We start from the raw sequence: 25,050 nt of genomic DNA, 5'->3' as shown, positions 1-25,050 counted from the left end.
GGATACCGTGTCAGGAACCGAACGCATCGGGCAGGGCACTCCGGCCTCTGTTCTCGGAGCGGCATCGCGATGGTGATGCCGCTCCGACCGCACGGTGGGACGCGCCGCGGCGATCCCACCTCGCTTGTCGTCGATCCGTCCTTGCAGGCCCCCGCCCCCTGGAACGCCGGGACGGGGGCGAGGACGATCCGCGTCGGCCGCCGCTCAGGCCGCCATGGGTCCGAAGCGGCGGTGCCCCTTCACGTCGTATCGGTCGAGCATCATCACCTTGTCCCAGACCCGCACGAAGTCCGCGACGAACCGGCGCTGACCGTCGCTGCCGGCATAGGCATCGGCGATGTTGCGCAGCTGCGCGTTCGAGCCGAAGACGAGATCGTTGCGCGTGGCCTCGAACCTGACCTGGCCGCTGTCGCGATCCTTGAGCGTGAAGGCCGTCCCGGCGGAATCCGCCTTGTCCCAGACCAGGTTCGTGTCGGTCAGGGCCTTGAAGAAGTCCGTCGTCAGCACGCCCACCCGATCGGTGAAGATGCCCCGGTTCGATCCGTCGTGATTGGCGTTGAGGGCGCGCAGGCCGCCCGTCAGCACCACCCATTCCGGTGCCGTCAGCGTCAGCAGGTTGGCCCGGTCGAGGAACATCTCCTCCGGCGACAGGCGCGGTGCCATGGCCCCGAACCCGTCGTCGACATAGTTGCGGAAGCCGTCCACCACGGGCTTCAGCCACTCGAACATCTCGATGTCGGTCAGCTCCTGGCTCGTGTCGACCCGGCCGGGCGTGAACGGCACCACCGTCTCGACCCCGGCATCCTTGGCCGCTTTCTCCACGGCGACGCAGCCGGCGAGCACGATCAGATCGGCGAGCGAGACCTGCTTGCCGTCGCTGCGGCCCGCATTGAACGCGGTCATCACCCCGCGCAGCGCCTCGACCACCGGCGCGGCCCGGCGATTGACCGCCCAGTCCTTCTGCGGCGCGAGGGCGAGCCGGCCGCCATTGGCACCGCCGCGCTTGTCGCTGTCGCGGTAGGTCGCGGCGGCCGAGAAGGCCGTGAAGGCCAGGTCCGAGACCGTGACGTTGGTGGCCAGGATCGCCTGCTTGAGCGCCGAAACCTCGGCCTCGCCGACCATGCCGTAGGCGGCATCGGGGATCGGGTCCTGCCACAGCAGGCCGTCCTCGATCGTCACCTCCGGGCCGAGGTAGCGGTGCTTGGGCCCCATGTCGCGGTGGGTGAGCTTGTACCACGCCTTCGAGAAGGCCTGGGTGAAGGCGTCGAAGTCGTGCAGGAACTTCTCACAGACCTTGCGGTACTCCGGATCGACCTTCAGGGCGATGTCGGAGGTCATCATCATGAGGGGATGCATCTGCCCCGCGACGTGGGCGTCGGGGGTCTTCGGTGCGTTCGGGTCCTTCGGGGTCCATTGCAGGGCGCCGGCGGGACTCTTGGTCTGCTCCCAGTCGAACTTGAAGAGGTTTTCCAGGTAGGCGTTGTCCCACTTGGTCGGATCGGGGGTCCAGCTGCCCTCGATGCCGTTGGTCATGGTGTCCTTGCCCGAACCACTGCCCTTCGGGTTGTGCCAGCCCAGGCCCATCGCTTCCATCGGCGCCATCTCCGGCGGCGGTCCGATCTCCTTGGCCGGGGTCATGCCGTGGCTCTTGCCGAAGGCGTGGCCGCCGGCGATCAGCGCGACGGTCTCCTCGTCGTTCATGGCCATGCGGCTGAAGGTGACGCGGATGTCGTTGGCGGACCCCTGCGGATCGCCATTCGCGTAGGGCCCCTCGGGGTTCACGTAGATCAGCGACTGGTGCGAGGCGGCGAGCGGGTTCTCCAGGTCGTAGTCGGCGTCGCCGTTCTTGCCGCGCCAGCGCTGGTCGCGGTTGACCATCTCGTCGAAGCTCGACACCGAGCCCATCTCGACGACCTCGGGGCCCCAGTAGGTGGCGTCGTCCGCCTCCCAGGCGTCCAGGCGCCCGCCGGCGAAGCCGTAGGTCGGCAGGCCCATGATCTCCAGGGCGCAGTTGCCGGTCAGCACCATCAGGTCGGCCCAGGACAGCGCGTTGCCGTACTTGTGCTTGATCGGCTGCAGGAGGCGGCGCGACTTGTCGGTGTTGCCGTTGTCCCACCAGCTCGAGATCGGCGCGAACCGTTGCATCCCGGTGCCGGCCCCGCCGCGCCCGTCCGCGATGCGGTAGGTGCCGGCCGAGTGCCAGGCCATGCGGATCATCTGCGGGCCGTAATTGCCGTAATCCGACGGCCACCAGGCCACCGACGACGTCAGGAACTGCTTGATGTCGCTCTTGAGGGCGTCGAGATCGATCGCCCGGAACGCCGCGGCGTAGTCGAAATCCGGTCCGAGCGGATCGGCTGCCAGCCCGTTCTGGTGCAGGACTTCGACCCTGAGGCGATGCGGATACCAGTTCTCGAGGGTCGGACGGCTGCCCTGGGCCCCGCCGATGCGATCGCCGCCGAAGGGGCACTTGCCTTCCATCGGGTACGATTGGGTATTCGTCTTGTCGATCGTCATGTCGTTCATCAACGTTTCCCTCGCCGCAGGGCCGGCGCCATCGGACGGATCGGGCGGCCTGCCTGTTCCCGACAGCGTCGTGAAGCGGGCAATGCCTCATGCGCAAGCAAGGCTCGCGCCCCGTCACTACGAGCGAAGTTTGGCAGCTCCGGTGGAAATCAAGGTGCCGGCACCCCCCGCGAGGCCCGGGGGGTGCCGGCACGCCTTGGAACAACCGTCTCACGTTTGCGCGATGCGAAACGTGGGGTCCGATTCGATGCTAGGAAGACGGTCGCGTCCGATGCGCCGGGGCACGACCGGGACCGCGACGCCCCCTTCACCGCGAATCCGCCGCGAAGCGAAGGGGCGGCGATCCAGCCATCCCGGACGTTTCCGGCCGTCACCCAGCATCGGGCTTCTTCCGAGAAGCTCGCTGAATCGCGCCGCGTCCGGGATCGAGAGCGGACCATGACCCAGATGTTTCGCGTGCTCGGCCTCGTCGCATCCCTGGCGACGCTGCTGATCCTCGCGGCGATCCGTCATCTCAGCAGCGGCAGCGTCCCGGAAGGCCGGATTCCCATGCAATGGGACGTCCACGGCCATCCATCAGGGTTCGCGGACGAGCCGGTCAGCCCGTGGGTGCCCGTGGCGGTCTTCCTCTTCGTCGCAACCGCGATGTCTGCACGGCGGGACGCCCGGCGAAGCCCGCCTGGTCGCGTTTCGGCGCCCTCGCGGCCTTCTGTGTGCTGATGGTCGGGGTGCGGGCCTGGCACGTGTCGAAGATCATCGCCTGTGCAAAGGCCCTGCCCTGAGCCGGGCCCGGGAACCGTCCTGTTCTGCGGCGCGGATCACCGCTCCCCGGCGCGCGTGCAGAGGTCCTCCGCGCGCGTGCTGAAGCCGTGGAAGATGAGGGTGGCCGTGTAGACCGTCTCGTTGCGCTCGTCCCGCACGCGACAGGTGATCGCGTGGTGGTCGCCATCCTCGGGCAGGAAGTCCCGGGCGATCTCGGGCAGGGTGCGCTTGGCCTCGCGGCGGACCTCGTCGAAATCGACGCACTCGACGCCGTCCTCGTCCAGCCGGAAGATCCCATCATAGATATCGAAGTAGTAGCGAGGCATAGCGCTCTCCACGCATCGAGGCGGGAGCACGCTCTGTCTCTCAAGCGCGGAACGCCGAACCAGGGCCGCGACCGGAGGACCCTACGCGATTACTTGCGTGACCGCATCGGGGCGCGTGTGAAAACTTCGGCGCCCCCCCTTTTGTGTCGGATACCCGACCGACATTGAGTAGGGGGTGATCCTATCCCCCCGCCACCACGACGAGGCGCTGGACCTCGCCGCGCAGATAGGCCTGCAGGAACTTCTCGTAATCGCGGAACGAGACGCAGCCGTTCGAGGCCCCGCTCGGGCCCAGCATGTAGGTGTGGGCGAGGAGGCCGACACGGCCGTGGACGGCCTCGGGCCCGCCCACCGGCGTCAGGCGCAGGGCGCGGACACCGTGGAAGGGCTGCTCGCGCTCGCGGATGTCGTAGGTGCCGAGGGGCGTCGGCCCCTTCATGCGCACATGCACGTGGCCGGGATTGTCCATGGCCTCGCCCAGGCCGGAATGGGCCTCGAGCTTCTCGCCGTTCGGCAGGGTCACGACCTTGGCACGGATATCGTAGACGGCGACCCCGCCCGCTCCGCTGGGCGGGAGGGCGCTCAGGGCCTGGCGGAAGACGTTGTCGACGGGCTTCGTCTCCAGGGCGGCGTAGGCGAGCCGCGGCGGCTCCGGGCTCTCGACCCCGAACAGCTTCTCGATGAAGGAGCGCGTGTCCTCCGGCGGCGGCGCGGCGCTGGTGGTGCGGGCCGGAAGCGCGCGCGGCGCCCGCGCGGTCAGCCGCCCGGCCCGGAATTCCGGCGGGCGCGGCACGGGCAGCGGCACCCACCGCGCGGTGAGGGGGGGCGTCGCCGTGGTCGGATCGACCGGGGCCGGCGGAGCCTCCGCCGGGGCCGGGGCGAGCGCCGCTTCGGCGACCGCCTCCGATGGGGCCGCCGCGAGGCTCTCGGCCGCCGGGCCCTCCTCGGGGGCCCTCAGCGCGAAATTGGCACCGCTCTCGGCCTCGGTCTCCCCGGGTGCCGGGGTTTGCGGCTGCACCGGCGCGGGCGCATGCGCGGCTGTCTCGACCGTCGCGGGCGGGCCTTCGACCGGCGCTCGGGACCAGAGCGCGAGTCCACCGGCTCCGCCGCCGAGCAGGAGCGCCGCCGCGAGGAGACCACGGAGGGCAGGCCGCGACGACGGCGTGGGCGGGGATCTCTCGGCAGCTTCAGCCATGCTCGGCGCCATCCGCTCCACGGGACCGGCGCAGATGCCGGCCCTTCGTTCCGCACCATCCCGGGTGCGGCTGGCGGCTTCCGAATCCGTCGGCCGTCGGGATGCGATTCCACCGGGTGGACTCGGCGTTTCTACGGCCGGATTGTGCCGAAACTGGACACCGCCTCGAAGACTCGCCGATCTACTGACGATCACAGATGAGGATCGATCCGACGACGTTCGCTCGATTGTCGCCACATTGCGCCCGGACCGGCGCCCGGGCCACGCGCCTCGCGCTCCGACCCATGCCGCCCGGAGGGGCGCCTGTGGCTCTCCCGAAAAGGCGCGGACCGGCGCCGCCGAGACCCCGTGCGGCACGAACGCCACACCGGCCGCCAAATCCTTGGCCGTCCCCCCAAAACCCGCATGGGCCGCGGGCGATGCCTTGCCGCCAGCGCAATTGCCGGTGACGCAGGCTCGAACCGGGGATTCCAGGCCCCGATCCCGCTCCTGCTCGGAATTTGTCATCGATGCCGCGTTCGCTCCTGTCGACAGCTGCCGTCCTCGCGCTCGCCGCCGGTCTCGGCGCCTGCGCCTCCCAGCGCCTCGAAGGTCCGACCCGCGGCCGCCTCGCCCCGGGACCCCAGGCGGCCCTGGAGCCCGTCGTGCCGGCCATGCCGTCCGGTCCGGTCACCTCGGAGCCCCTCGCCCCGCCGCCGGGTGCCTCCGCCGCCCCGGCCGAGCTGGCGCCGCCCGTCGGCGCCAACGTCGCCGTCGCCCCCGCGACGCCGGTGATCGCGCCGGAGCCGGCCCCGGTCGCGCCGCCTCCGCCGCCGGTGGTGGCCAGCGGCCGCTCCTCGGTGGTCGGCACCTGGAACGCCAAGGACGCCACCGGCGCGAGCTGCAAGGTCTCCCTGTCGAGCGCCCCCGCCCTCGATCTCTACAAGGCCAGCGCCTCGGGCTGCCCGAACAAGGACCTCTCCAAGGTCACCGCCTGGGATTACCGCGACGGCGAGGTCTATCTCTACCAGCCCGGCGGCACCGTCGCGGCCCGCCTGCGCCAGGGCGGCGGGGCGCTCGACGGCGCGCTGTCGAAATCCGGCGCGTCGCTCGCGATGGTGCGCTGAAAACCGCGCGACCTCTCCGCGACCCTCTCGGTATACCGCGGGCAAAAAACGGCCCTGCGCGTCACGGATTGACGCGCAGGCCGAGCAGGAACGTGTTCGCGTGGAAGCTCGAACCGGCCGCCGTGCTGTCGAGACGCTGGTAGATGTAGCTCCCGCGCATCGCCAGCCAGCGGTTGAAGCGATAGTCGAGCCGGGCCGTCGCGGAGAAACCGCGCTCGGTGATGTTCACCCGGTCATAGTCGTTCGACAGATAACTGAAGCCGCCGGTCAGCGAGAGATTGCGCAGGAGATCGTGCTGGACTTCCAGCGTCGCGGTCTGTGTCAGGACACCGCTCGAACCCGGGACCGACGTCTCGGTGACGCCGGTGGCGGCATTCAGCCGGACGGTGGTGAGCGGACTCGCGCTCCAGATCAGCCCCGCGCTGACGACCGGCGCGGTCAGATCGCGCAGACTCGGGTCGACATAGCTGCGATGCTGAAGACCGGCGGAGATTTCGCCGGTGACGAACCGGGTCAGCGCGAAGGTCGCACCGCCCGAGAGCGTAATGCCATCCGAGTCCCGCCGTATTCCCGCAGAATCCACGCGGGTGTCGTAGACGCGCGTATCGGCCAGGACATCCACGAACGGGGTGATGATCGGCGAGATCTCGTAACCCGCCCGCAGTTGCAGGCCGTACTGGTTCAGGTTGCGGTCGCTCTGGCGCAGGATGGTGCCGTCGGAGAGCTGCGCATCCTCGAATTCCGAGCGGTCGAGCAGGCCCCGCAGCGACACCTGCACCCGGTTGAACCGCTCGGTGACCCCGACCGTCGTCCCGTAGCTCGCGACCAGCGGCCGGGTCGCCGTCGCGGCCGCCAGGTCGGGCGTACCAGTGCGTTGTGTTTCCAAGAGAAATCGGCCTTCGACCTCGATCCGCGTATCGCGGTTCGCATCGATCCGCAGCCGGGTCACGCCGGCGCCGTTGGGGCGGCTCGCCCCCTGGTTATCGGGAAAATCGACGTAGCCGCCGCGCAGATCGCCGGTGAGTTCGCTCGACGACCAGTCGCTGCGGAAGCTCAACTCGCCGTCGGTCCGAAGCGCCAGCGAAGGCTTGGCCAGCCGGTTGGTGATCTGGTCCGGATTGGTGTCGTAGCCGATGCTCTGCTGGATCGCCGGCAGGATCGTGAAGGTCCCGACCTTGATGCCGAGCGGGGCGTAGGCCTCGTCGATCGTGATCGGCCGGCGCAGCGCCGTCGAGAGGAAGAAGCCCGGTGTCTGCACCCCGGCGAGCGGCAGGATCGTCGGCAGCGGTACGCCGCTCACGGCACTGCGCACCACCGGCGTCAGGCGCAGGTCGTAGGGCGGCACCTGCGTGATCGACCGCACCGGTTGGACCGTGGCGCTTCCCAACCGACGCGGCGGTATCGCCCGTAGGCGCAGGATACTGGTCAGGCCGCGATTGTTGGCGCCGCTGCCGCTGCCCGATGTCAGCGCGCTGCCCGAGCGGCTCCCTGAGAGCGCACGGGTCGCGAGGCCGCCCCCGCCCGTCGTCTCGCCGCCGGTCGCGCTACCGCTGCTGCTGAGGACGGCACTGCCGGAGGCGCTGCTTCCGCGCAGGCTCGGGCCCAGAGGCTGGACATCACCGACGCCCGCGGTCTCGGACGTCCCGCCGGCCGTGTCCGAAGGGGTGGCTTGGGCATACGCCGGCTGCACCGGCAGTGTGATCGCAGCGATCACCGCCAAGCCACCAAGGCTTCGGAAGCGCCATCCTGCGGTCGGCCCTGCGCATGTCACGGATCGACGTCTTTCGGCTGACCTTCGCGCCGAACCCGGCGCTGCGAGACCTGGACCGCCGGCGGAAACGCGCGGCGGACGACGCCGCGGCATCCCCCTGCGAGGATGCCTGGACGCCATAGTTAACAGGCCTACAACCGGCACGGTTAATGGGGCGTCAACGGGAGGCGACCGGCATCGGCGAGGCCGCCGGAGTCGCCATCCGACCACAATCGCTGTTCATAGGCAGTCGGCTTTTGCGGCTCACAGATCCGCGATCTTATGAGAAGGACGTGGGGCGGTATGGCTCCAGTAGATTCCGCGCAGGCCTTGCGCCCAGCCGAAACGACGCTTTCGCCCGCGGTCGCATCGGCCTTGCGAACCATCGAGACCGAACGCGAAGGGCTCGCCTGCCTGATGGAGTCCATCGGCAATGGACTCGGCACTGCGTTCACGGAGGCGGTTTCGCGTATCGCTCAGGCCAAGGGGCGCGCGATCCTGACCGGAATGGGCAAGTCGGGCCATATCGGACGCAAGATCGCCGCGACCCTGGCATCGACCGGCACACCGGCACTCTATGTCCATCCCGCCGAGGCGAGCCATGGCGACCTCGGCATGATCCAGCCCGAGGATGTCGTGGTGGCGCTGTCGTGGTCGGGTGAGACCACCGAACTCGCCGACATCATCGGCTATGCCCGACGCTATCGGGTCGGGCTCATCGCGATCACGTCCAACCGCACGTCGACCCTGGGCCGCGAGTCCGACATCTGTCTCGCGCTGCCGAAGGCGCGCGAGGCCTGCCCGAACGGTCTGGCCCCGACGACTTCGACGGCCATGCAACTCGCGCTCGGCGACGCCCTGGCCATCGCCCTTCTGGAGGCCCGCGGTTTCTCGGCGCGGGAATTCAGTATCTACCATCCCGGCGGTCGGCTCGGCGCGTCGCTGCGCCAGGTCCGCGAGGTCATGCACACCGGTTCCCAGTTGCCGGTCGTTCCGCGCGGAACGCCGATGCGCGCGGCCATCGCCGAGATCGATGCGAAGGGGTTCGGCTCGGTGGTCGTCGTAGAGGCCGACGGGCGCCTGGCGGGAATTCTCACCGACGGCGATCTGCGTCGGAACGTCTTCCGCAGCGACCTCGACAGCCTCGCCGTCGAAGCGCTGATGAGCGGAAAGCCTCGGACGGTATCCCCCGAGACCCTGCTGGCGAAGGCCTTGGAAATTCAGGAATCGATGAAGATCACGGCGCTGATCGTCGTCGACAACGAACATCCGGTCGGCCTCGTGCACTACCACGACTTGCTACGCTCGGGCGTCGCCTGAGCGGTCAGGTCCGGCGATCGAGCCAGCGCTGGACCGGCCTCCAGCCCGGGATCCACTTGGCTCGCCACCGAGCCGCGTCCTCCGCCGCATCGCGGGCGTCAAGGGTTACGAAGGTCCGGACCCGCTCCAGCATCTCCGCGGCGACCGCCTCCGGGTCGGGAATGGACCAGCCGAAATGGAAGCCGGGCTCGTCTCCGATCGTGCTTCCGGGAACGAAATAATAGCGGGCTCGCGTGCCATTCAGGGCATCGAGCAGGAGAAAGTTGGCATTGATCGGCGGTGTCCAGTTCAGAGCCAAGATGCGCCGGTTCGGAGCCGCGAACACGGCGGTGTGAAACGCCGATCCCGCGGTTCCGAGCACCATCCACCGCTCGGAAAGCAGGCGGACGAGTTCGGGGAAGCGCAGGGTCTCGGGAAAGACGATGTCGACGCCCTGCCGAGCCAGGGCATCACACAACGCGTCCTCGTTGCGCAGCCGCGAAATCCCCGACGCCAATCGCGCCTTCGACAGGTAGACGGGCCGCTTCTCCTGATCGACGGCGGACCGGTCGTAGAATGCTTCTCCGGCGAAACGGGTGAGCGTGCCGTAGATCGCGTAGGTGAAGTCCTGCTCCTTCACGCAGGGCTCGGGGATCAACAGTTCGGGGATCCGCGTCACCTCCTGGAAGGTGACGAGATCGTCGATACCCAGATCGAAGCGACTCAGGATGTCCGCGAGGAACGGAAGCGTGGACCATTTGGCGTGCAACGCGTCCAGCGGTCCCTCCGCGTAGCAGAGGAGCCGGGGCTTCGGCCCTGTCCAATTCAGCAGCGGCCAGAGGCGCGCGAAGGTACCCAGCAGGAAATGGCCATAATGGGTGATCAGCGGACCGATGAAGAGGGTCGGGCGATCGTCGGCCTGATCGACGACGTCCGTCAGCATCGGGTTGGCGCCGAACTCGATGATTGTCCCGGCGGCGTCACAGAGCGCCCAACTCCCATCCGGGGCCGCCGGTTGATAGATGGCGTTCTTCTCGGTGCGGAGAGCCGGCAGGGTGTCGCGGTGTTCGGTACGTCCCCAGACTGTGCGGCAACGCTGAAGCTTGGGTCTCACGCGCGAACAGGTCCTCGGATCATGATGTAAGGTGGCGTCATCCTGTGCGCGGGAACCGCCGGCCGTTCGGGTCAACGCGACAGGTCGACGATCCAGCACGGCCGGTGCCAGCGATTAGGGGCTTCGCATGGCCTTTCGGCCGGGTCTGGGCGCACCTATAGTTGCCTCCGCATGCTCACGCCACCTCGCCCCGTCCGCCGCCTCGATCCGATCCTCGTCGACCGCATCGCGGCGGGCGAGGTGGTGGAGCGACCCGCCTCGGCGGTCAAGGAACTCGTGGAGAACGCGATCGATGCGGGCGCGCGAAGCATCGAGGTTTCGCTTGAGAGCGGCGGCCGACGCCTGATCCGCGTGGTCGACGACGGCGCCGGCATGGATGCCACAGACTTGGCGCTCGCCGTCGAACGGCATGCAACCTCGAAACTCCCGGGCGGCGATCTGACCTGCATCGAGACACTGGGCTTCCGGGGTGAGGCGCTCCCCTCCATCGGTGCCGTCGCGCGCCTCACTCTCACCAGTCGTACAGCGCAAGCGGACACCGGCGTGACGTTGACCGTCGATGCCGGCGTCAAGGGTGAGGTTCGGCCGGCACCGAGCGCGAAAGGCACGCGCATCGAGGTTTGTGATCTTTTCGCCGCCACGCCGGCACGCCTGAAATTCCTCAAGTCCGACAGAGCCGAAACGGCGGCGGTCGGTGACATTCTGCGTCGCCTCGCCGTCGCGCAGCCGCAGATCCGTCTGGTGCTCCGCTCCGAGAGCGGAACGCCTCTTGTCTTTCCGGCGGAAGCCGACACGGGACCCTCCGCTACACTGCGCCGGCTGACCGGGGTGTTCGGTCCCGATTTCGGAGCGAACGCTCTCGCCCTCGACATGGCCCGCGAGGGCTTTGCCCTCTCCGGGCATATCGGACTGCCAAGCTTCCACCGGGGGGCCGCCAATCAGATCCACTTCACGGTGAATGGCCGGCCGGTTCGCGACCGGCTTCTGCTCGGTGCGGTACGAGGCGCCTATGCCGATACCATGAGCTCCGACCGCCATCCGGTCCTCGCTCTCGCGATCCACTGCGACCCGTCGCTGGTCGACGTAAACGTACATCCGGCCAAGACGGAGGTCCGCTTCCGCGATCCGGGCCTAGTCCGTAGCCTGATCGTCAGCGCGATCCATGAGACTCTGCGCCAAGCCGGCCTGCGCGGTTCGACCACCGGTATGGCCCGGACCCTGGATGCCCTGCGTCCAGCAGGGCTTACCGCGCAGTCCGCTGCGACCGCCTACCCGAACATCCTGCAGCACCACTCTCGTTACACCCCATCCGTTTCGGCCCCGAGCCAGTACCGCCCGGCGATCCCCCGGGCTTCGGCGTTTGCCGGACTGGCCGAGTCGGCGCAGGCTGAGTTCGAGCATGACATCACGGCACCGTCGGTAGATTACCGTCCTGAGCGGGAGCGTTCGGAGGATGTCGCTCACCCGCTCGGTGCGGCCCGGGCGCAGCTGCATGAGACCTATATCGTGGCCCAGACCACGGATGGGCTCGTGCTGGTCGACCAGCACGCGGCCCATGAGCGTCTGGTCTACGAGCGACTGAAGCGGGAACGCGCGGGCGGCGGCATCGCCCGGCAGGGGCTGCTGATCCCCGATGTCATCGACTTGCCTCCCGGGGACGCGGAGCGCCTCGTGGCCGCCGCGCCGGACCTCGACCGCCTCGGTTTGACGCTCGAGCCCTTCGGCAGCGGCGCTGTTCTAGTCCGGGAGGTTCCCTCCATCCTCGCCGGTGCCTCGACCCGGAACCTCGTCGAGGATATCCTCGATGCACTCAGCGAAAGTGGACTCGAGGACGGCAGCCCGGACGGCACCGACGAAGGGGGGGGGCCCCTCGGCCGGCGCCTGGATGCGATCCTGTCGCGGATGAGCTGCCACGGCTCGATCCGAGCGGGTCGACGCCTGCGCCCCGAGGAGATGAACGCCCTCCTGCGCGAGATGGAGGCGACGCCCCTCGCCGGCACCTGCAACCATGGCCGCCCGACCTTCGTGGAACTCAAGCTCCACGATATCGAGCGGCTGTTCGGGCGTCGCTAGGCTGCGGGCAGGTTCGAGGCAGCCTGCAGGGCTCCGTCGAGGGCCTTCTGCCGGGCTTCCGGGCCCAGCGCGATACCCTCGGCGACGATCACCTCAGGTTCGGTGACGCCGATGAAGCTCAAGACCACCCGCAGGTAGGTTTCGGCATGTTCGGCCGCGGCGTTCGGCGAATCCGCTTCGTAGAGCCCACCGCGGGCGACGGCGACGATCACCCGCTTCTGAGGGACGAGGCCGACCGGTCCGTTCTCCGTGTACTTGAAGGTCTGGCCGGCCACGAGGATCCGGTCGATCCAAGCCTTGAGCTGCGAGGAGATCGTGAAATTGTAGAGCGGAGCGCCGATCACCACGATATCGGCTGCGAGGAATTCGGCGAGGACGGTGCGACCGAGTTCGACGTCGTGCTGGATGTCCGGTGCGTTCGTCGCGTTCGGCTGCTGGCCGGCGAGATACGCTCCTGACAGGTGCGGAATAGGCGTGGCGGCAAGGTCGCGATAGCTGACATCCAGATCGGGGTTCCCCTTCCTGAGATGCGAGACGATCGCCGCCGACACCGTGCGGCTGACGGAATGGTCGCCCAGGATGCTTCCGTCGACGTGAAGGAGTTTCATGATCGGTTCCCGGTATCAGAAGTGTACCGGGGCGCTATAGAGAATTGCAGGGACGCCGGCGCAAGGAGGCACATTCGTGGAACCGGGGCACACCGAGGGAACCGAGTCCACGCAACCGCACAACCACGGCGATTGCCGAGCCGTCGGAACGGTGCTGTCGCGGATCGGTGACAAATGGACGATTCTCGTCGTCATGACGCTGACCGACGGCCCACGGCGCTTCAATGAATTGAAGCGGATGATCGGGGGCGTTTCGCAACGGATGCTGACCTTCACGCTGCGTGGACTCGAGCGCGACGGCCTCGTTTCGCGCACCGTCTATCCAACGATTCCACCTCGCGTGGAGTATGCGCTTACGGACCTCGGCCGGTCCCTGCAGAAGCCGGTCCAGGCCCTGGGGTCCTGGGCGTTCGCGAACCTTCCGGCCATTCAGGACGCTCGCATTCGCTTCGACGGACCTGGAGAAGGCTGAGATCGCAGTGTCGTTTCAGGTCCAGTAGAGTACCTTGGCCTGCGGAAGGTAACGCGTAAGGTTCTCGGTAATCGACAGACGCATCGCCTGCATGAGGTCGCGCGGGTAGACATATTTGAGGGAGCCGAACTTCGTCATCTTTCGGCTGCGGTCTGTCTCCTGCATCGGCAGATCTGAACCTGGATACCAGGTTTGCAGCACCTCCTTCGAGCCGGGCGTGAATCGATGGGTGATGAGTTCGGCCGTGAGATCGAGGTTCTTCACGCCGGTCAGCGCCGTAGCGGCATCCTGGATCAGACCGGAATAGGCGGCCTCCCAGTCTGGTACGGGCAGGATCGGCGCGATGGTGAGGCCGACGGGATAGCCGGCCTCCGCGATGGCTCGAAGGGCCGCGAGACGGGCGTCGAGGCTGCTGGTTCCGCCCTCGTAGCGGGCGGCGGCGCGCGCATTCACCGAGAAACGGATGCGGGTGCGGCGGCGATGTGGAAGGTCCAGCAAGGACTTGACTGCCGCGAACTTCGTGGTGAAGCGCAGCTGAACTGGCGCATCCCAGGCCCCGAAACGGGTGATGGCAGCGGAGAGCGAGCCGGTCAGATGTTCGATGCCGAGGGGGTCGGTGTAGCAGGAGGCCTCGAAGGTGGTGCCTTCCTGAGCACGGGTCGGTTGGGCGGAGGTGACGGCGCCCTGGCCGAGATAGGCCGGGAGGTTGTCGAGGATGGCGTCGAGATTGGCGTAGGCGCGCGTCACCGGGGGGCCCGAGAGCGAGCCGGCGAGGTAGCAGTACTGGCAATGGGCCGGGCAGCCCTCGGCGAGGTCGAAGCGCCAGTCGGCACTCGGTGGAATCGGCTGGAGTTTCAGCTTGGTCGGCGGGGCGACGACGATGGCGAGGGTGGCCTTGGCCTCGCGATAGGCCACGCGCGGATCCGGATTGCGCAATCCTGTCAGACGGTTGGCGGGAAGACGCTCCACCGGCAGGCCGAGGGCTTCGGCGCGGGCGACCATCGCGCGGCCGTGGTCGTAGTCCAGGGCGGCGGGCGTGACGAGGACGCGGCGCGGGCGCCAGAGGCGGGCGGGGCGCGGGTCGGGAGCGACCGGCGGGGCATCGGTTCGGGCTTCGGCGAGGACCATTTCGGGTGAACGCACCGGCCGTCGTCGGGGTCCGGAGCGCGCGCGCGGGTCGCGCCCGTATACCAGGAGGGTCGCGTCGAGGTCGTGTCTCAGGCGGCGTAGCGCGCGTAGGCGAGGGCCGTGTCGCCGTAGACCCGGCGTTCAAGCTCGGTGAACCCGGCCGGGAGCGCGACGTGGACGCTCGCGGATTCCTCGACGACCGCCAGGGCGCCGGGCGCGAGCCAGCCGCCAGCCGCCGCGCTGGCCAGGGCCGCCGCGGCGAGATCGCGGTTGTAGGGCGGATCGCAGAACACGAGGGTGAAGGTGCCGCTGGTGCCGGCCGGACCGAGCCGCGTGGCGTCGCGCCGGAACAGGCGGGTCGATCCTTCGGCGCCGAAGGATTCGATGTTCTCGCGAATCAGCGCCCGGGCCTCGGCGCCCTCGTCGACCAGGAGGGCGTAGGACGCTCCGCGGGACAGGGCCTCGAAGCTGAGGGCGCCGGTGCCGGCGAACAGGTCGAGCACCCGGGCCCCCGCGACGGCGTCGTCATAGGCATGGGCGAGGACGTTGAAGATCGCCTCGCGCAGGCGGTCCGAGGTCGGCCGGATGGCGTCGGTCTTCGGCGTGGCGAGGCGGCGACCGCGATGATCGCCGCCGACGATCCTCACCGGCTTCCACCGCGGGGCGGACGGGCGCCGCCGCCACCGGGCTTGCCGCCGCCGGAACCGCCGCGGCTGAAGCCGCCGGGCTTGCCGAAGCCGCCGGGCTTGCCCGACCCGCCCGGCTTGCCGCCGCCCTTGAAGCCACCGCCGGGCTTGCCGGTTCCCTTGAAGCCGCCGCGATCGCCATCCGGGCGGGCGCCCTTGTAGCCGCCACGCTCGCCGTCCTGGCGGGGGGCGCCGCCCTTGAAGCCGCCGCGCTCGGTGCCGGGGCGGTCGTTGCCGCGGAAGCCGCTGGGCTTGTCGTTGCGGAAGCCGTCGCGGGCCGGGGCGCCGCGGGAGGCCGGACGGGCACCGCGCTCCTCGCCGCCTTCGGCGCGGTTGGCGTTGCTGCGGAAGGGGCCGCGCGGCCGGTCTTCGCTCCCGCGAGGGGGACCACGGCGCTCGGCGCCGTCCTGGCTCCCGCGAGGGGGACCACGGCGCTCGGCGCCGTCCTGGCTCCCGCGAGGGGGACCACGGCGCTCGGCGCCGTCCTGGCTCCCGCGCGGCGGGCCGCGACGCTCGGCACCGTCCTGCGAGCGGAAGTTCCCACGCGGACGGTCGTCGTCCCGACGCGGCGGTCGGCCCTCGCCGCCGAAGCTGCGGGCGGGCCGGTCACCGGAGGGGCGAGGCCCCGAGGCACGATCGTCGGACTGCCGGAAGGGGCGGGCCTGCGCCTCGGCGCGGGGGGCGCGGTTCTCGCGGGGGGCGGTCTCATCGCTCCGACGGCGCACGGCGCTGTCGCGGCGATGCGGCTCGGCGGCGGCCTCCTGCGGAGACGACTTCAGGCGCTCGACCAGCACCCGGCGCTCGCCGGTGCTGATGGCACCGACGCGCTCGCGCCCCCGGGAGGCGGCGGCCTCGCGCTCGGCCTTCGGATCGGCGCCCCGGCGCGGGATCTTGACCCGGCGCGGCGCGTCCTCGGGACGGGCTTCGTCCTCGGCGCGCCACACGGAGCGGCGCGGGCCGGCGCTGTTGCCGCCGGTGGGCACGCGAACGGGCTTGGCCGGCGCTATCGGGCGACCGCCCCCGCGCAGGGCCTCGTCGTCGTAGCCGCGGGTGTCCCGGCGCTGGGCGGCCGAGGCGCTGCGGGCGGGCTGCTTGGCCTGCTGCTTGGGCGAGCCGAAGGGCGCGATCGGCTCGCGCACCGGGCTCTCGAAATCGACGCCGGCCTGCTCCGAGAGGGCCGGGCCGAGCTGCTCCTTGAGCACCTTGGTGCGGATCTCCTCCGCGAGGCCCGCCTCGAGATCGCCGAGCTGGAACGGCCCGAAGGAGAGCCGGATCAGGCGGTTCACCGCGAGCCCGAGATGCTCGAGGATGCGCTTGACCTCGCGGTTCTTGCCCTCGCGCAGGCCCAGCGTGATCCAGAGGTTGTCGCCGGAGGCGCGGTCGAGGGTCGCCTCCACCGGGCCGTAATCCATGCCGTCGATGGTCACGCCGCGACGCAGCTTGTCGAGCTCGGCCTGGGTGGTATCGCCGTGGGCGCGCACGCGGTAGCGGCGCAGCCAGCCGGTATCCGGGTGGGCCACGACCTTGGCGAGGCCGCCGTCGTTGGTCAGGAGCAGGAGCCCCTCGGTGTTGATGTCGAGCCGGCCGATGGCGACGACGCGGGGCAGGTCCTCGGGCAGGTTGTCGAAGACGGTCTGGCGACCCTCGGGGTCGCGCGCCGTGGTCACGAGGCCGCGGGGCTTGTGGTAGATCCACAGGCGGGTGCGCTCGCGGGCCGGCAGCGGCTCGCCGTCGACGGTGATCCGGTCGTCGGGGGTCACGTTGATCGCCGGCGAGGTCAGGACCCTGCCGTTGAGGGTGACGCGGCCCTGCTCGATCATCGCTTCGGCGTCGCGGCGCGAGGCGATGCCGGCGCGGGCGATGGCCTTGGCGATGCGGTCGCCCTCGGGCGTGCCCTCGTCGCGGGCCGGCCCGTCGGCGGCGGCCTCGGGCCTCGGCGCGGGCTTGGCCAGGGCCGTCTTGCGGCGCAGGGGCGCATCGCCGCCGCGCGGCATGGCGGCGGGCCGGACCTTGGGCTTCTCCTCGGCCGACGGGCCGGGAATGCCGGCATCGGTCGCCGGGGCCCAGGGCTCGGGCGGGACCGGCTTGCGTTCGGACGATGCCGGCTCGGAGCGTTCTGGCTCCGGCGCCGAAGCCGCGACGGGCTTCGCCTTGGCGCGCTTGGCCGCAGGCTCGGCCACGGACGGTTCCGCGGCGGATGCGGGGGCCTCGGCTGCGGACGTCTTGGATTCCGAAGTCTTCAATTCCGAAGTCTTGGATTCCGGAGTCTTGGACGCCTTCGCCGGCTTGGCCTCGGCCTTCACCGGCTCGGCCTCGACGGACGTGTCCTTGCCGGACTTGGCCTCGGTCGACTTGGCCTCAGTCGACTTGGCATTTTCGGACTTGGCCTTGCCAGCTTTGGCCTCCACCGGCGCGGCCTTGACCGTCTTGGCCGGCGCCTCGGACACGGCCGCCGCGGGCGCGCGCGACACGGATTTCGACTTGCCGGAGGCGGCCTTAGGCGCCGTCGCCTCGGCAGGCTCGGTCTTGGTAGTCGCGGTCTCGGAAGGCTCGGTCTTGGCAGTCTCGGTCTTGGCGGTCTCGACCTTCGCGGTCTTCGACTTGGCCGAATTGGCCTTCAACGGCTCGCTCTTGGAGACCGCAATCTCGGTGGCATCGTCCTTCGCGGAGGCAGCCTTACCCTTCGAAGACTTGGACTCCGAAGCCTCGGACTCTGAAGTCTTGCCGTTCGAAGCCCTGCCCTTCGAAGCCTTGCCCTTCGAATCCTCGATCTTCGAAGGTTTCGCCTCGGACGTCTTCCCCTTGGAAGCCTTGGTCTCTGAAGCCTTGGTCTCGGAAGACTTCGTGGCGGAGGCCGTTGCGCGTGCAGGCACGCTCGTCTCCGCCTCGGCCTTGGCAGCCTTGCGCGCCGGCGTCTCGGCCGCCGCTGCGGCGGGCGTCGTCGCGCTGCTCTTCGGTGAGGCCGTCTTCGACGAGGCCTTTGCCTTCGAACGGGAGGTCTTGGCAGGCGCGTCCTCGGACCCGCCCATCGTATCGTCAGTCTTGTCGGTCATGCCTGCCCCATAACAGAGCAGGGGCGCTGTTGCGAGTGATCCCGCGCGCACGGGCCGCGGGTTTGGTGAATCCAGGCATCAGACACGAAAAAAGGCGGCTCGCGCCGCCTTTTGCCGTTCCGCTCGCCGCGGCGTCGAACGCCGGGCCGCGATGCTTAGAGCTTGCTCTTGACCGTGTCGGCGGCATTCTTGACGCCGTCCTTGGCGTCGCCGACGGTCTTCTGGGTCTCGCCCTTCAGCTCCTGGGCCTTGCCCTCGGCCTTCAGCTTGTCGTTATCGGTCATGTTGCCGATGCCCTGCTTGACGTTGCCGACGGCCTCGTTGGCGAGACCCTTGATCTTGTCGGTGGTGCTGCTCATCGTGCGCTCCTCGTCTTCGGGTTGGCGGTCGGCGTGGGGTCCACCGTGCCGCATTGCCCATCCCAACGGCCTCGCCCCGGCGATGTTCCGGCGCTTAACATCCTCGTGATGGCGTGCCGTCCCCGGCGCGGGGTGGCGACGCGGCCACCGTCGAACTCTGTCGGGCCGGCGGCCCATTGCGCCGCGGCGGCGCGGCGCTCAAGGATCGCGGATCGATCGTCAGGATTTCGCCCGATGCCAGAGACCGATCCGCCCGCCTCCGATCCCCTCAGCCTCGCCTTCGCGGCGGCGCGCCGGGCGGCGGGGGAGGGCGAGGTTCCGGTGGGCGCGGTGATCGTGCGGGACGGGGCGGTCGTCGCGGTGGCGCACAATCGTCCCCGCGCCCTGCGCGATCCGACCGCCCATGCGGAAATCCTGGCGATCCGGGCCGCCTGCCGAGCTTTGGACGACGAGCGCCTGAGCGGCTGCGACCTCTACGTGACCCTCGAACCCTGCGCCATGTGCGCGGCCGCGATCTCGTTCGCCCGCATCCGGCGCCTGTACTTCTGCGCCTCGGACCCGAAGGGCGGGGCGGTGGAGAACGGTCCGCGCTTCTTCAACCAGCCCACCTGCCACCACGGCCCGGAGGTCTATGGCGGCCTCCGGGAGGGGGAGGCCGCCGCCCTGCTGCGGGCCTTCTTCGCCGAGCGGCGCGAGGCCTGAGCGCTCAGCTGCCGCCGCCGCCCCCGCCGCCGGTGTTGCCGATCGGCTTCTGGTTCTGCTCGGCATTGCCGGAGGCGCCGGAATTGTTCGAGACGCTGGAGGCGCCGGTGGCCCCCGGGGCGATCGTACCGATCGAGCCCGGGCCGCCATTGTCGACGCCCCCGGGCTTCACCACCGGCTCGCCGACGACCCCCGGCGCCGTCATGCGCGGCGGACCGGGCTGCTTGATCTCGGCGGGGGCATTGCCCTGGGCAAGCGCCACGGACGCGCTGGCGAGGAGGGCGCTGGCCAGGACCAGCGCGCGCGTGGTGGGGATGATCCGCATGAGGTCCTTCCGGGTTGGAGGTGACACGATCCGTGCGTCACCAACCCGGACCATCCCCGGTGGTTTCAAGCTTTGCCGGCGCGAAACGCCGGGTTTTCAGGCGGCCGCCAAAGGTTTCGAGACGTCTTCCAGAGACTTCCCCTCCGCCGCCGTGCCGAAGAATCCGCCGACGATGGCCGCCACCGCCATCAGGGTCGCGCCGACGAGGTAGCCGATCAGGACGTTGTCGCGCGAGCCCGTCTCCACCAGGGCGCCGAACAGCAGCGGGCCGGAGACGCCGCCGATGCCGGTGCCCAGCGCGTAGAACACCGCGATGGCCAGCGCCCGGATCTCGAGGGGGAAGGTCTCCGCCACCGTGAGGTAGGCCGCACTGGCGGCCGCCGAGGCGAAGAAGAACACCACCATCCAGGCCGCGGTCTGGCCGACCGGGCCGAACACGTCGATCTTGAACAGGTAGCCGGTGATCGCCAGCAGAATCGCCGAGATGCCGTAGGTGAAGGCGATCATCGGGCGGCGGCCGATGGTGTCGAACAGGCGCCCCAGCAGCAGCGGGCCGAGGAAGGAACCCAGGGCGAAGGGGAGCAGGTACCAGCCGACATGGTCGCCCGGCACGTTGTAGAACCGCTGCAGAACCAGGGCGTAGGTGAAGAACAGAGCGTTGTAGAAGAACGCCTGCGCCACCATCAGGGCGAGCCCCACCAGGGTCTGCTTGCGATGGCCGACCAGCATGGTGCCGAACACCTCCTTGAGGGGCGTATGGCTGCGGGTCCTCAGCTTCATGCGCCTGCTCTCGTCGATGGGCGGCAGGGTGTGGCCCTCGTCGGTGAAGCGCTTCTCGATGGCGGTGACGACCCGGTCGGCCTCGGCGACGTAGCCGTGGGTGGCGAGCCAGCGCGGGCTCTCGGGAATCCAGGTGCGCAGCAGCAGGATGATCAGGCCGATGCCGCCGCCGACGAAGAAGGCGATGCGCCAGCCCCAGGCCGGGTCGATCATGCCCGGGCGCAGGACGACGATGGAGAGGAACGAGCCCATCGCGGCGCCGATCCAGAACGAGCCGTTGATCACGAGATCGGTCCAGCCGCGCACGCGGGCGGGGACGAGTTCCTGGATCGTCGAGTTGATGGCGGTGTATTCGCCGCCGATGCCCGCGCCGGTCAGGAAGCGGAACAGGCAGAAGCTGTAGATATTCCAGGACAGGCCCGTGGCGGCGGTGGCGGCGAGGTAGAGTGCCAGGGTGATGAAGAACAGCTTCTTGCGGCCGATGCGGTCCGTGAGCCAGCCGAAGCCGAGCGCTCCGGTGACGGCGCCGACGAGGTAGGAACTCGCCGCGAGGCCGATGTCGAATTCGGTGAAGCTCATGGGCTCGGCCCGCAGCGCGCCCACGAGGGAGCCCGCGAGGGTGACTTCGAGACCGTCGAGCACCCAGGTGATGCCCAGAGCCACGATGACGAGGACGTGGAAGCGCCCCCAGGGCAGGCGGTCGAGCCGGGCGGAGATGTCGGTGTCGATCACGCTGCCCATCGGGACCCGCTCCGGCGTCGAGCCCGACGCGCCGCTTCCCCGTTCCGCCACGGCCCTGGTTGCCATCGAGTCCTCGTTAACCGTGCTGTACGACAGTTGTTGGCAATCCGGCGCGACGCCCGGCGGTTCCGCCAAGCTTCGCGCAAAGGTTAAGTGATCTCGGCTGAACTCGACGGGCTCTTCCGGACGCTCCGCCGATGTCTCCCTCCCCGTTTCGCGTGTCCCCCGCACTGCTCCTCGCCCTGACCGCCCTCGGCCTCGGGCCCGCCGCCGCCGCCGAGGCCGGACGCGGCGCGGCGGCGCGCCCCCCCGATCCCTGGCGGCTGCGGCCGAGCGACGTGGAGGCGGCGGACGCGATCCCGGCGCGGGACGCCAAGGGGCGCCCGGTCTCGGAGATCCCGGAGGAGCGGCGCGTGGTCCGCGTGGTCTATCCCGGACTCACCGGTCCGCGCTGAGGCGCGGGTCGAGAGCCTCGGCGAGGCCGTCGCCCAGCACGTTCAGGGCGACCAGGGTGGCGACGAGGAACCCGGCCGGGGCCGCGAGCATCCAGGGCGCGGATTCGATGGCGCGCGAGCCTTCCGCGATGAGGGCGCCCCAGCTCGTGGCCGGCTCCTGCACGCCGAGACCCAGGAAGGAGAGGAAGCTCTCCAGCAGGATCACCCGCGGCACCAGCAGCGTCGCCGCCACCGTGACCGGCCCGAGGGTGTTCGGCACGATGTGGCGCCGCAGGATCGCGGCCGCCGAGAGGCCCAGCGCCTCGGCGGCGCGCACGAAGTCGCGCTGGCGCAGGGACAGGGTCTGCGCCCGGGTGATCCGGGCCATGTCGAGCCATTCCACGGCGCCGATGGCGATCAGGATCAGCCCCAGCCCGGCCCGGAAGAACACCAGCAGCATGATCACGAAGAACACGAAGGGCAGTGCGTAGAGCACGTCGACGAACCGCATCATCACCGCGTCGACCCGGCCGCCGGCATAGCCCGCCACCGCGCCGTAGGTGACGCCGATGAGGAGGGCGACGCCGGTGGCGACGAGGCCGATCAGCAGGGAGACCCGGCCGGCGACGAGGCTGCGGCTGAGGAGGTCGCGCCCGAGCCCATCGGTGCCGAGGGGAAAGACTAGCCGCCGCACCGGCACCTCCACCACGAGGCGGCGCCCCTCCGCCTCCCGCGCCACGACGGTGGCGGGGCCGAACAGGTCCGAGCGGGGCAGGTAGCTCAGCGCCCGCTCGTTGATCGGGTCTCGCGCCGACAGGGTGACGTGCAGCCGCCCGTCCGCGACCCGGATGTCCTCGGCCGTCACCCGCATCCGGAAGGCGAGGCGCTCCAGGGCCGGGGCGATGGCCTCGGGCCGCGGATGAGGCCGCAGCGACGGCGCCGTGCGCACGAGGTCGGGGTAGATCCGCCCCGGATCGTGCCCGGTGAGCGGGGGTCCGGCGAGGCAGGCGAGGGCGACCAGCGCCAGCACGGCGAGGGCCGCCAGGGCGCCCCGGTTGCGGGCGAGGCGCCCGAGGGCGCGCCTCACCGGGCCGCCCGCAGGCGCGGGTCGAGGAGGCCGGAGAGGAGGTCGGCCAGGAGGTTGAGGGCGATGACGAAGAGCGCCACCAGCACCACTGTGCCCATCACCAGGGTGTAGTCGCGGTTGAGCGCCCCGTCGACGAAGTAGCGGCCGATGCCGGGCAGGCCGAAGATGGTCTCGACCACCACCGAGCCGGTCAGCAGCGAGGCCGCCGTCGGCCCGAGGATCGCCACCACCGGCAGCAGGGCCCCGCGCAGGGCGTGGCGGACGATGCGGTGGGGCGGCAGGCCCATGGCCCGCTGGGTCCGGACCGGCTGGGCCGCCAGCACCTCCGCCAGGGCGGCGCGGGTGAGCCGGGCCAGCGCCCCGACCTGGGGCAGCGCCAGGGTGACCACCGGCAGCACGAGGTTGGCCGGCGCGCCGTTTTCCCAGCTGCCGACGGGGAGCCAGCGCAAGGTCAGGCCGAAGACGATCTGCAGCAGCGGCGCCACCACGAAGGTCGGCACCGCCAGGGTCAGGCCGGCGGTGAGGCCGACGAGGCGGTCGAGGGCGCTGCCCCGGTGGAAGGCCGCCAGCGCGCCGAGGCCGATGCCGAGCCCGAGGGCGAGCGCCAGGGCGAGGGCGCCGAGCGTCATCGAGACCGGCAGCCCGCGGGCGAACAGCTCGCCGACGGTGAGGTCGCGGAAGGAGAACGAGGGCCCGAAATCGCCGGTGAGCAGGGCGCCGAGATAGCGCAGGTACTGGACGCCGAGGGGCTGGTCGAGGCCGTAGACCCGGGCGAGGTTGGCCATGGCGGCCGGCGGCAGGGGCCGCTCCAGGTCGAAGGGACCGCCCGGCGCGAGCCGGATCAGGAAGAAGCTCGCGGTGACCACGGCGAACAGGGTCGGGATCACCTGGGCGAGGCGGCGCAGGACGAAGCCGATCACGCGCCCAGCCTCAGGAAGCGCGTCGGGGCGGCGTTGCGCAGGTTCGGGTGGTAGCCCGACAGGCGCGGGGCGATCAGGGCCTTCGAGCGGGTGTGCATCACCGGAATCCAGGGCAGCTCGGTGACCACGATGGTCTCGGCCTCGTGGAGCAGGTCGGCCCGCCGGGCGATGTCGCGCTCGTCCGCCGCCCGGCGCATCAGGGCGTCGTAGGCCGGGTTGCTGTAGTGGCCCGGGTTGAGCCCGTCGTTGCCGCTCTCCAGCAGGAACAGGAAGTTCTGCGGATCGGAATAGTCGGCGATCCAGGACATGCGCGCCACGTCGAAGTCGCCGCCGTCGCGCAGGTAGGCGAAGTGGGTCTTGGCGTCGGTGTAGACGAAGCGGGACACGACGCCGATGCCGCGCCACATGTCGGCGATGGCGAGCGCGGTGTTGCGGTTGTTGTCGCTGGTGTTGAAGCGGTACTCGACGCGCAGGGGCCGCCGGCCCTCGCCGAAGCCGGCCGCCGCCAGCAGCGCCCGGGCCTCGTCCTCGCGGTCGATCGGCAGCGCCTCGCGCCCGGCGGTCTCCGGCGGGGTGCGGTAATGGTCGAGGCCGGGCGGGCAGAGCGAATAGGCCGGGTCCATGGTCCCGCCCCAGAGTTTCTGGGCCAGGAACTCGCGGTCGATGACCAGCGAGAGGGCGCGCCGCACCCGCAGGTCGTCGAAGGGCGCCTTGCGGGTGTTCACCGCGAGTGCGTAGAGGCCGAGCGAGGGCCCGAGCACCACTTGGCTCCCGAAGCGCGCCTGGAGCGAGGCGATCTGGTCGCCCGGCAGGTCGGCGAGGGAATCGATCTCGCCGGCCGCGTAGCGCCGGACCGCGCTCGACAGGTCCGGCGTCGGCAGGAAGGCGACCTGCGGGATCGTCACCGTGGCGGCGGCGTGGAAATGCGGGTTGCGCTCCAGGGTGATGCGGTCGTTCGGCACGACCTCGCGCAGGCGGTAGGGGCCGTTCGTCACGCTGTTGCCGGCCTTGGCGAAGGCGTCGCCGTGGCGCGCCAGCGAGGGCGGATGCACCGGCAGCGCGGTCTGGTGCGTCAGGAGTTCGAGCAGGTACGGCGTCGGCTGCTCCAGGGTCAGCACGAGGCGCCGCTCGTCCGGGGCCGCCACGCCGAGGGCCTCGGGCGGCAGCGCCCCCTGGTTGACGGCCCGCGCGTTCCTCAGGGGGAACAGGACCTCGGCGTATTTCGCCGCCGTGGCGGGGGCGAGGATGCGCCGGAGGGCGAAGACGAAGTCCCCGGCCCGGACCGGGTCGCCGTTCGACCAGCGCCCGTCGGCGCGCAGGGTGAAGTCGTAGGTCAGGCGATCCTCGGACACGGTCCAGGCGGTGGCCGCCCCCGGGATGATCGCGCCGTGATTGTCGTAGGTGAGCAGGCCCTCGTAGAGGTCGCGCAGGATATGCGCCTCGGCCACCGTCGAGGACTTGTGCGGGTCGAGGGTCTCGGGGTCCGCATCGTTGCCGCGCCGATAGAGATCGGCCGGCGCGGCCGCGGCCCGGCCGAGGCCGCCGGCGGCCAGGAGCGCCGCACCGCCGACGAGCCAGTGCCGCCGATGCGGGCGCGGCATCGC

General features: G+C 70.3%; 23 protein-coding genes. 8 read left to right on the top strand and 15 right to left on the bottom strand.

Annotated elements, in window-relative coordinates; genetic code table 11:
• Positions 1-204: 204 nt before the first annotated feature.
• Positions 205-2,526, bottom strand: coding sequence for a catalase/peroxidase HPI (gene katG / locus ACXJY8_RS12425; RefSeq protein ID WP_463769289.1), 2,322 nt, complete (start codon positions 2,524-2,526; stop codon positions 205-207).
• A gap of 438 nt (positions 2,527-2,964) precedes the next feature.
• On the opposite strand from katG, the gene ACXJY8_RS12420 reads away from it, so the two are divergent.
• A complete protein-coding gene (locus ACXJY8_RS12420; RefSeq protein ID WP_463769287.1) occupies positions 2,965-3,246 on the top strand; it encodes a hypothetical protein in 282 nt (93 codons plus the stop codon).
• A gap of 98 nt (positions 3,247-3,344) precedes the next feature.
• Here the strand turns inward: ACXJY8_RS12420 and ACXJY8_RS12415 are convergent, their stop codons facing one another.
• On the bottom strand, positions 3,345-3,614 hold the full coding sequence (locus tag ACXJY8_RS12415; RefSeq protein ID WP_463769285.1) for a DUF6894 family protein: 270 nt from the start codon (positions 3,612-3,614) through the stop codon (positions 3,345-3,347).
• A gap of 181 nt (positions 3,615-3,795) precedes the next feature.
• Positions 3,796-4,632 (bottom strand): DUF2778 domain-containing protein, encoded by an 837-nt coding sequence (locus ACXJY8_RS12410; protein ID WP_463769283.1) that lies wholly within the window; start codon positions 4,630-4,632, stop codon positions 3,796-3,798.
• Positions 4,633-5,318: 686 nt separating this feature from the next.
• Between ACXJY8_RS12410 and ACXJY8_RS12405 the strand changes: the two genes are divergently transcribed.
• Complete coding sequence (locus ACXJY8_RS12405) at positions 5,319-5,915, top strand: AprI/Inh family metalloprotease inhibitor (protein WP_463769281.1); 597 nt, start codon at positions 5,319-5,321, stop codon at positions 5,913-5,915.
• Between the two features lie 61 nt (positions 5,916-5,976).
• Here the strand turns inward: ACXJY8_RS12405 and ACXJY8_RS12400 are convergent, their stop codons facing one another.
• Entirely contained in the window at positions 5,977-7,629 is a 1,653-nt protein-coding gene (locus ACXJY8_RS12400) for an outer membrane beta-barrel protein (protein WP_463780584.1), read from the bottom strand.
• A 339-nt stretch (positions 7,630-7,968) separates the two neighbouring features.
• Between ACXJY8_RS12400 and ACXJY8_RS12395 the strand changes: the two genes are divergently transcribed.
• Entirely contained in the window at positions 7,969-8,985 is a 1,017-nt protein-coding gene (locus tag ACXJY8_RS12395; RefSeq protein WP_463780579.1) for a KpsF/GutQ family sugar-phosphate isomerase, read from the top strand.
• 4 nt (positions 8,986-8,989) lie between these two features.
• Here ACXJY8_RS12395 and ACXJY8_RS12390 read toward each other — a convergent pair whose 3' ends face one another.
• Positions 8,990-10,153: a glycosyltransferase family 61 protein gene (locus tag ACXJY8_RS12390; RefSeq protein WP_463769279.1), complete on the bottom strand. Its 1,164-nt coding sequence runs from the start codon at positions 10,151-10,153 to the stop codon at positions 8,990-8,992.
• A 96-nt stretch (positions 10,154-10,249) separates the two neighbouring features.
• Here ACXJY8_RS12390 and mutL point away from each other — a divergent pair, with 96 nt between their 5' ends.
• Positions 10,250-12,151, top strand: a complete 1,902-nt coding sequence (gene mutL / locus ACXJY8_RS12385) for a DNA mismatch repair endonuclease MutL (protein WP_463769277.1) — start codon at positions 10,250-10,252, stop codon at positions 12,149-12,151.
• Here mutL and ACXJY8_RS12380 read toward each other — a convergent pair.
• Positions 12,148-12,759 carry an FMN-dependent NADH-azoreductase gene (locus ACXJY8_RS12380; RefSeq protein WP_463769275.1) on the bottom strand — a complete coding sequence of 204 codons (612 nt, stop codon included), beginning with the start codon at positions 12,757-12,759 and terminating at the stop codon, positions 12,148-12,150. The genes mutL and ACXJY8_RS12380 overlap by 4 nt on opposite strands.
• Positions 12,760-12,835: 76 nt before the next feature.
• Here ACXJY8_RS12380 and ACXJY8_RS12375 point away from each other — a divergent pair, with 76 nt between their 5' ends.
• A complete protein-coding gene (locus ACXJY8_RS12375) occupies positions 12,836-13,231 on the top strand; it encodes a winged helix-turn-helix transcriptional regulator (protein WP_463769273.1) in 396 nt (131 codons plus the stop codon).
• A gap of 15 nt (positions 13,232-13,246) precedes the next feature.
• On the opposite strand, the gene ACXJY8_RS12370 is transcribed toward ACXJY8_RS12375, so the two are convergent.
• The 3 genes from ACXJY8_RS12370 to ACXJY8_RS12360 all read right to left on the bottom strand — a co-directional run bounded on the left by ACXJY8_RS12370 (position 13,247) and on the right by ACXJY8_RS12360 (position 17,039).
• Entirely contained in the window at positions 13,247-14,359 is a 1,113-nt protein-coding gene (locus ACXJY8_RS12370) for a spore photoproduct lyase family protein (protein ID WP_463780576.1), read from the bottom strand.
• 89 nt (positions 14,360-14,448) lie between these two features.
• Positions 14,449-15,006, bottom strand: coding sequence for a 16S rRNA (guanine(966)-N(2))-methyltransferase RsmD (rsmD, locus tag ACXJY8_RS12365; RefSeq protein ID WP_463769271.1), 558 nt, complete (start codon positions 15,004-15,006; stop codon positions 14,449-14,451).
• The gene (locus tag ACXJY8_RS12360) at positions 15,003-17,039 is read right to left on the bottom strand and encodes a pseudouridine synthase (RefSeq protein ID WP_463780573.1); all 2,037 of its coding nucleotides are present in this window, start codon (positions 17,037-17,039) and stop codon (positions 15,003-15,005) included. The genes rsmD and ACXJY8_RS12360 overlap by 4 nt, the downstream gene beginning before the upstream one ends.
• 607 nt (positions 17,040-17,646) lie before the next feature.
• On the opposite strand from ACXJY8_RS12360, the gene ACXJY8_RS12355 reads away from it, so the two are divergent.
• A complete protein-coding gene (locus tag ACXJY8_RS12355; RefSeq protein ID WP_463769269.1) occupies positions 17,647-18,111 on the top strand; it encodes a hypothetical protein in 465 nt (154 codons plus the stop codon).
• Between the two features lie 142 nt (positions 18,112-18,253).
• Here the strand turns inward: ACXJY8_RS12355 and ACXJY8_RS12350 are convergent, their stop codons facing one another.
• Positions 18,254-18,457 carry a CsbD family protein gene (locus ACXJY8_RS12350; protein WP_463769267.1) on the bottom strand — a complete coding sequence of 68 codons (204 nt, stop codon included), beginning with the start codon at positions 18,455-18,457 and terminating at the stop codon, positions 18,254-18,256.
• A 234-nt stretch (positions 18,458-18,691) separates the two neighbouring features.
• On the opposite strand from ACXJY8_RS12350, the gene ACXJY8_RS12345 reads away from it, so the two are divergent.
• Positions 18,692-19,159, top strand: a complete 468-nt coding sequence (locus ACXJY8_RS12345) for a nucleoside deaminase (RefSeq protein ID WP_463769265.1) — start codon at positions 18,692-18,694, stop codon at positions 19,157-19,159.
• A 4-nt stretch (positions 19,160-19,163) separates the two neighbouring features.
• Here the strand turns inward: ACXJY8_RS12345 and ACXJY8_RS12340 are convergent, their stop codons facing one another.
• Together ACXJY8_RS12340 and ACXJY8_RS12335 are read right to left on the bottom strand one after the other, a co-directional pair.
• Entirely contained in the window at positions 19,164-19,484 is a 321-nt protein-coding gene (locus ACXJY8_RS12340) for a hypothetical protein (protein ID WP_463769263.1), read from the bottom strand.
• 96 nt (positions 19,485-19,580) lie between these two features.
• Positions 19,581-21,071: an MFS transporter gene (locus tag ACXJY8_RS12335; protein WP_463769261.1), complete on the bottom strand. Its 1,491-nt coding sequence runs from the start codon at positions 21,069-21,071 to the stop codon at positions 19,581-19,583.
• A gap of 131 nt (positions 21,072-21,202) precedes the next feature.
• Here ACXJY8_RS12335 and ACXJY8_RS12330 point away from each other — a divergent pair, with 131 nt between their 5' ends.
• The gene (locus ACXJY8_RS12330) at positions 21,203-21,460 is read left to right on the top strand and encodes a hypothetical protein (RefSeq protein ID WP_463769259.1); all 258 of its coding nucleotides are present in this window, start codon (positions 21,203-21,205) and stop codon (positions 21,458-21,460) included.
• Here ACXJY8_RS12330 and ACXJY8_RS12325 read toward each other — a convergent pair.
• Genes ACXJY8_RS12325 through ACXJY8_RS12315 form a run of 3 tightly spaced genes read right to left on the bottom strand, consistent with a single transcriptional unit; the run spans position 21,444 to position 25,047 of the window.
• Entirely contained in the window at positions 21,444-22,526 is a 1,083-nt protein-coding gene (locus ACXJY8_RS12325) for an ABC transporter permease (RefSeq protein WP_463769257.1), read from the bottom strand. The genes ACXJY8_RS12330 and ACXJY8_RS12325 overlap by 17 nt on opposite strands.
• Complete coding sequence (locus ACXJY8_RS12320) at positions 22,523-23,446, bottom strand: ABC transporter permease subunit (RefSeq protein ID WP_463769255.1); 924 nt, start codon at positions 23,444-23,446, stop codon at positions 22,523-22,525. Before ACXJY8_RS12320 ends, ACXJY8_RS12325 begins: the two co-directional genes overlap by 4 nt.
• A complete protein-coding gene (locus ACXJY8_RS12315; RefSeq protein WP_463769253.1) occupies positions 23,443-25,047 on the bottom strand; it encodes a peptide ABC transporter substrate-binding protein in 1,605 nt (534 codons plus the stop codon). The genes ACXJY8_RS12320 and ACXJY8_RS12315 overlap by 4 nt, the downstream gene beginning before the upstream one ends.
• Positions 25,048-25,050 lie beyond the last annotated feature (3 nt).

It is taken from the genome of Methylobacterium sp. TK31, from assembly GCF_055361545.1.
This window is presented reverse-complemented; position numbering and strand designations above follow the sequence as displayed.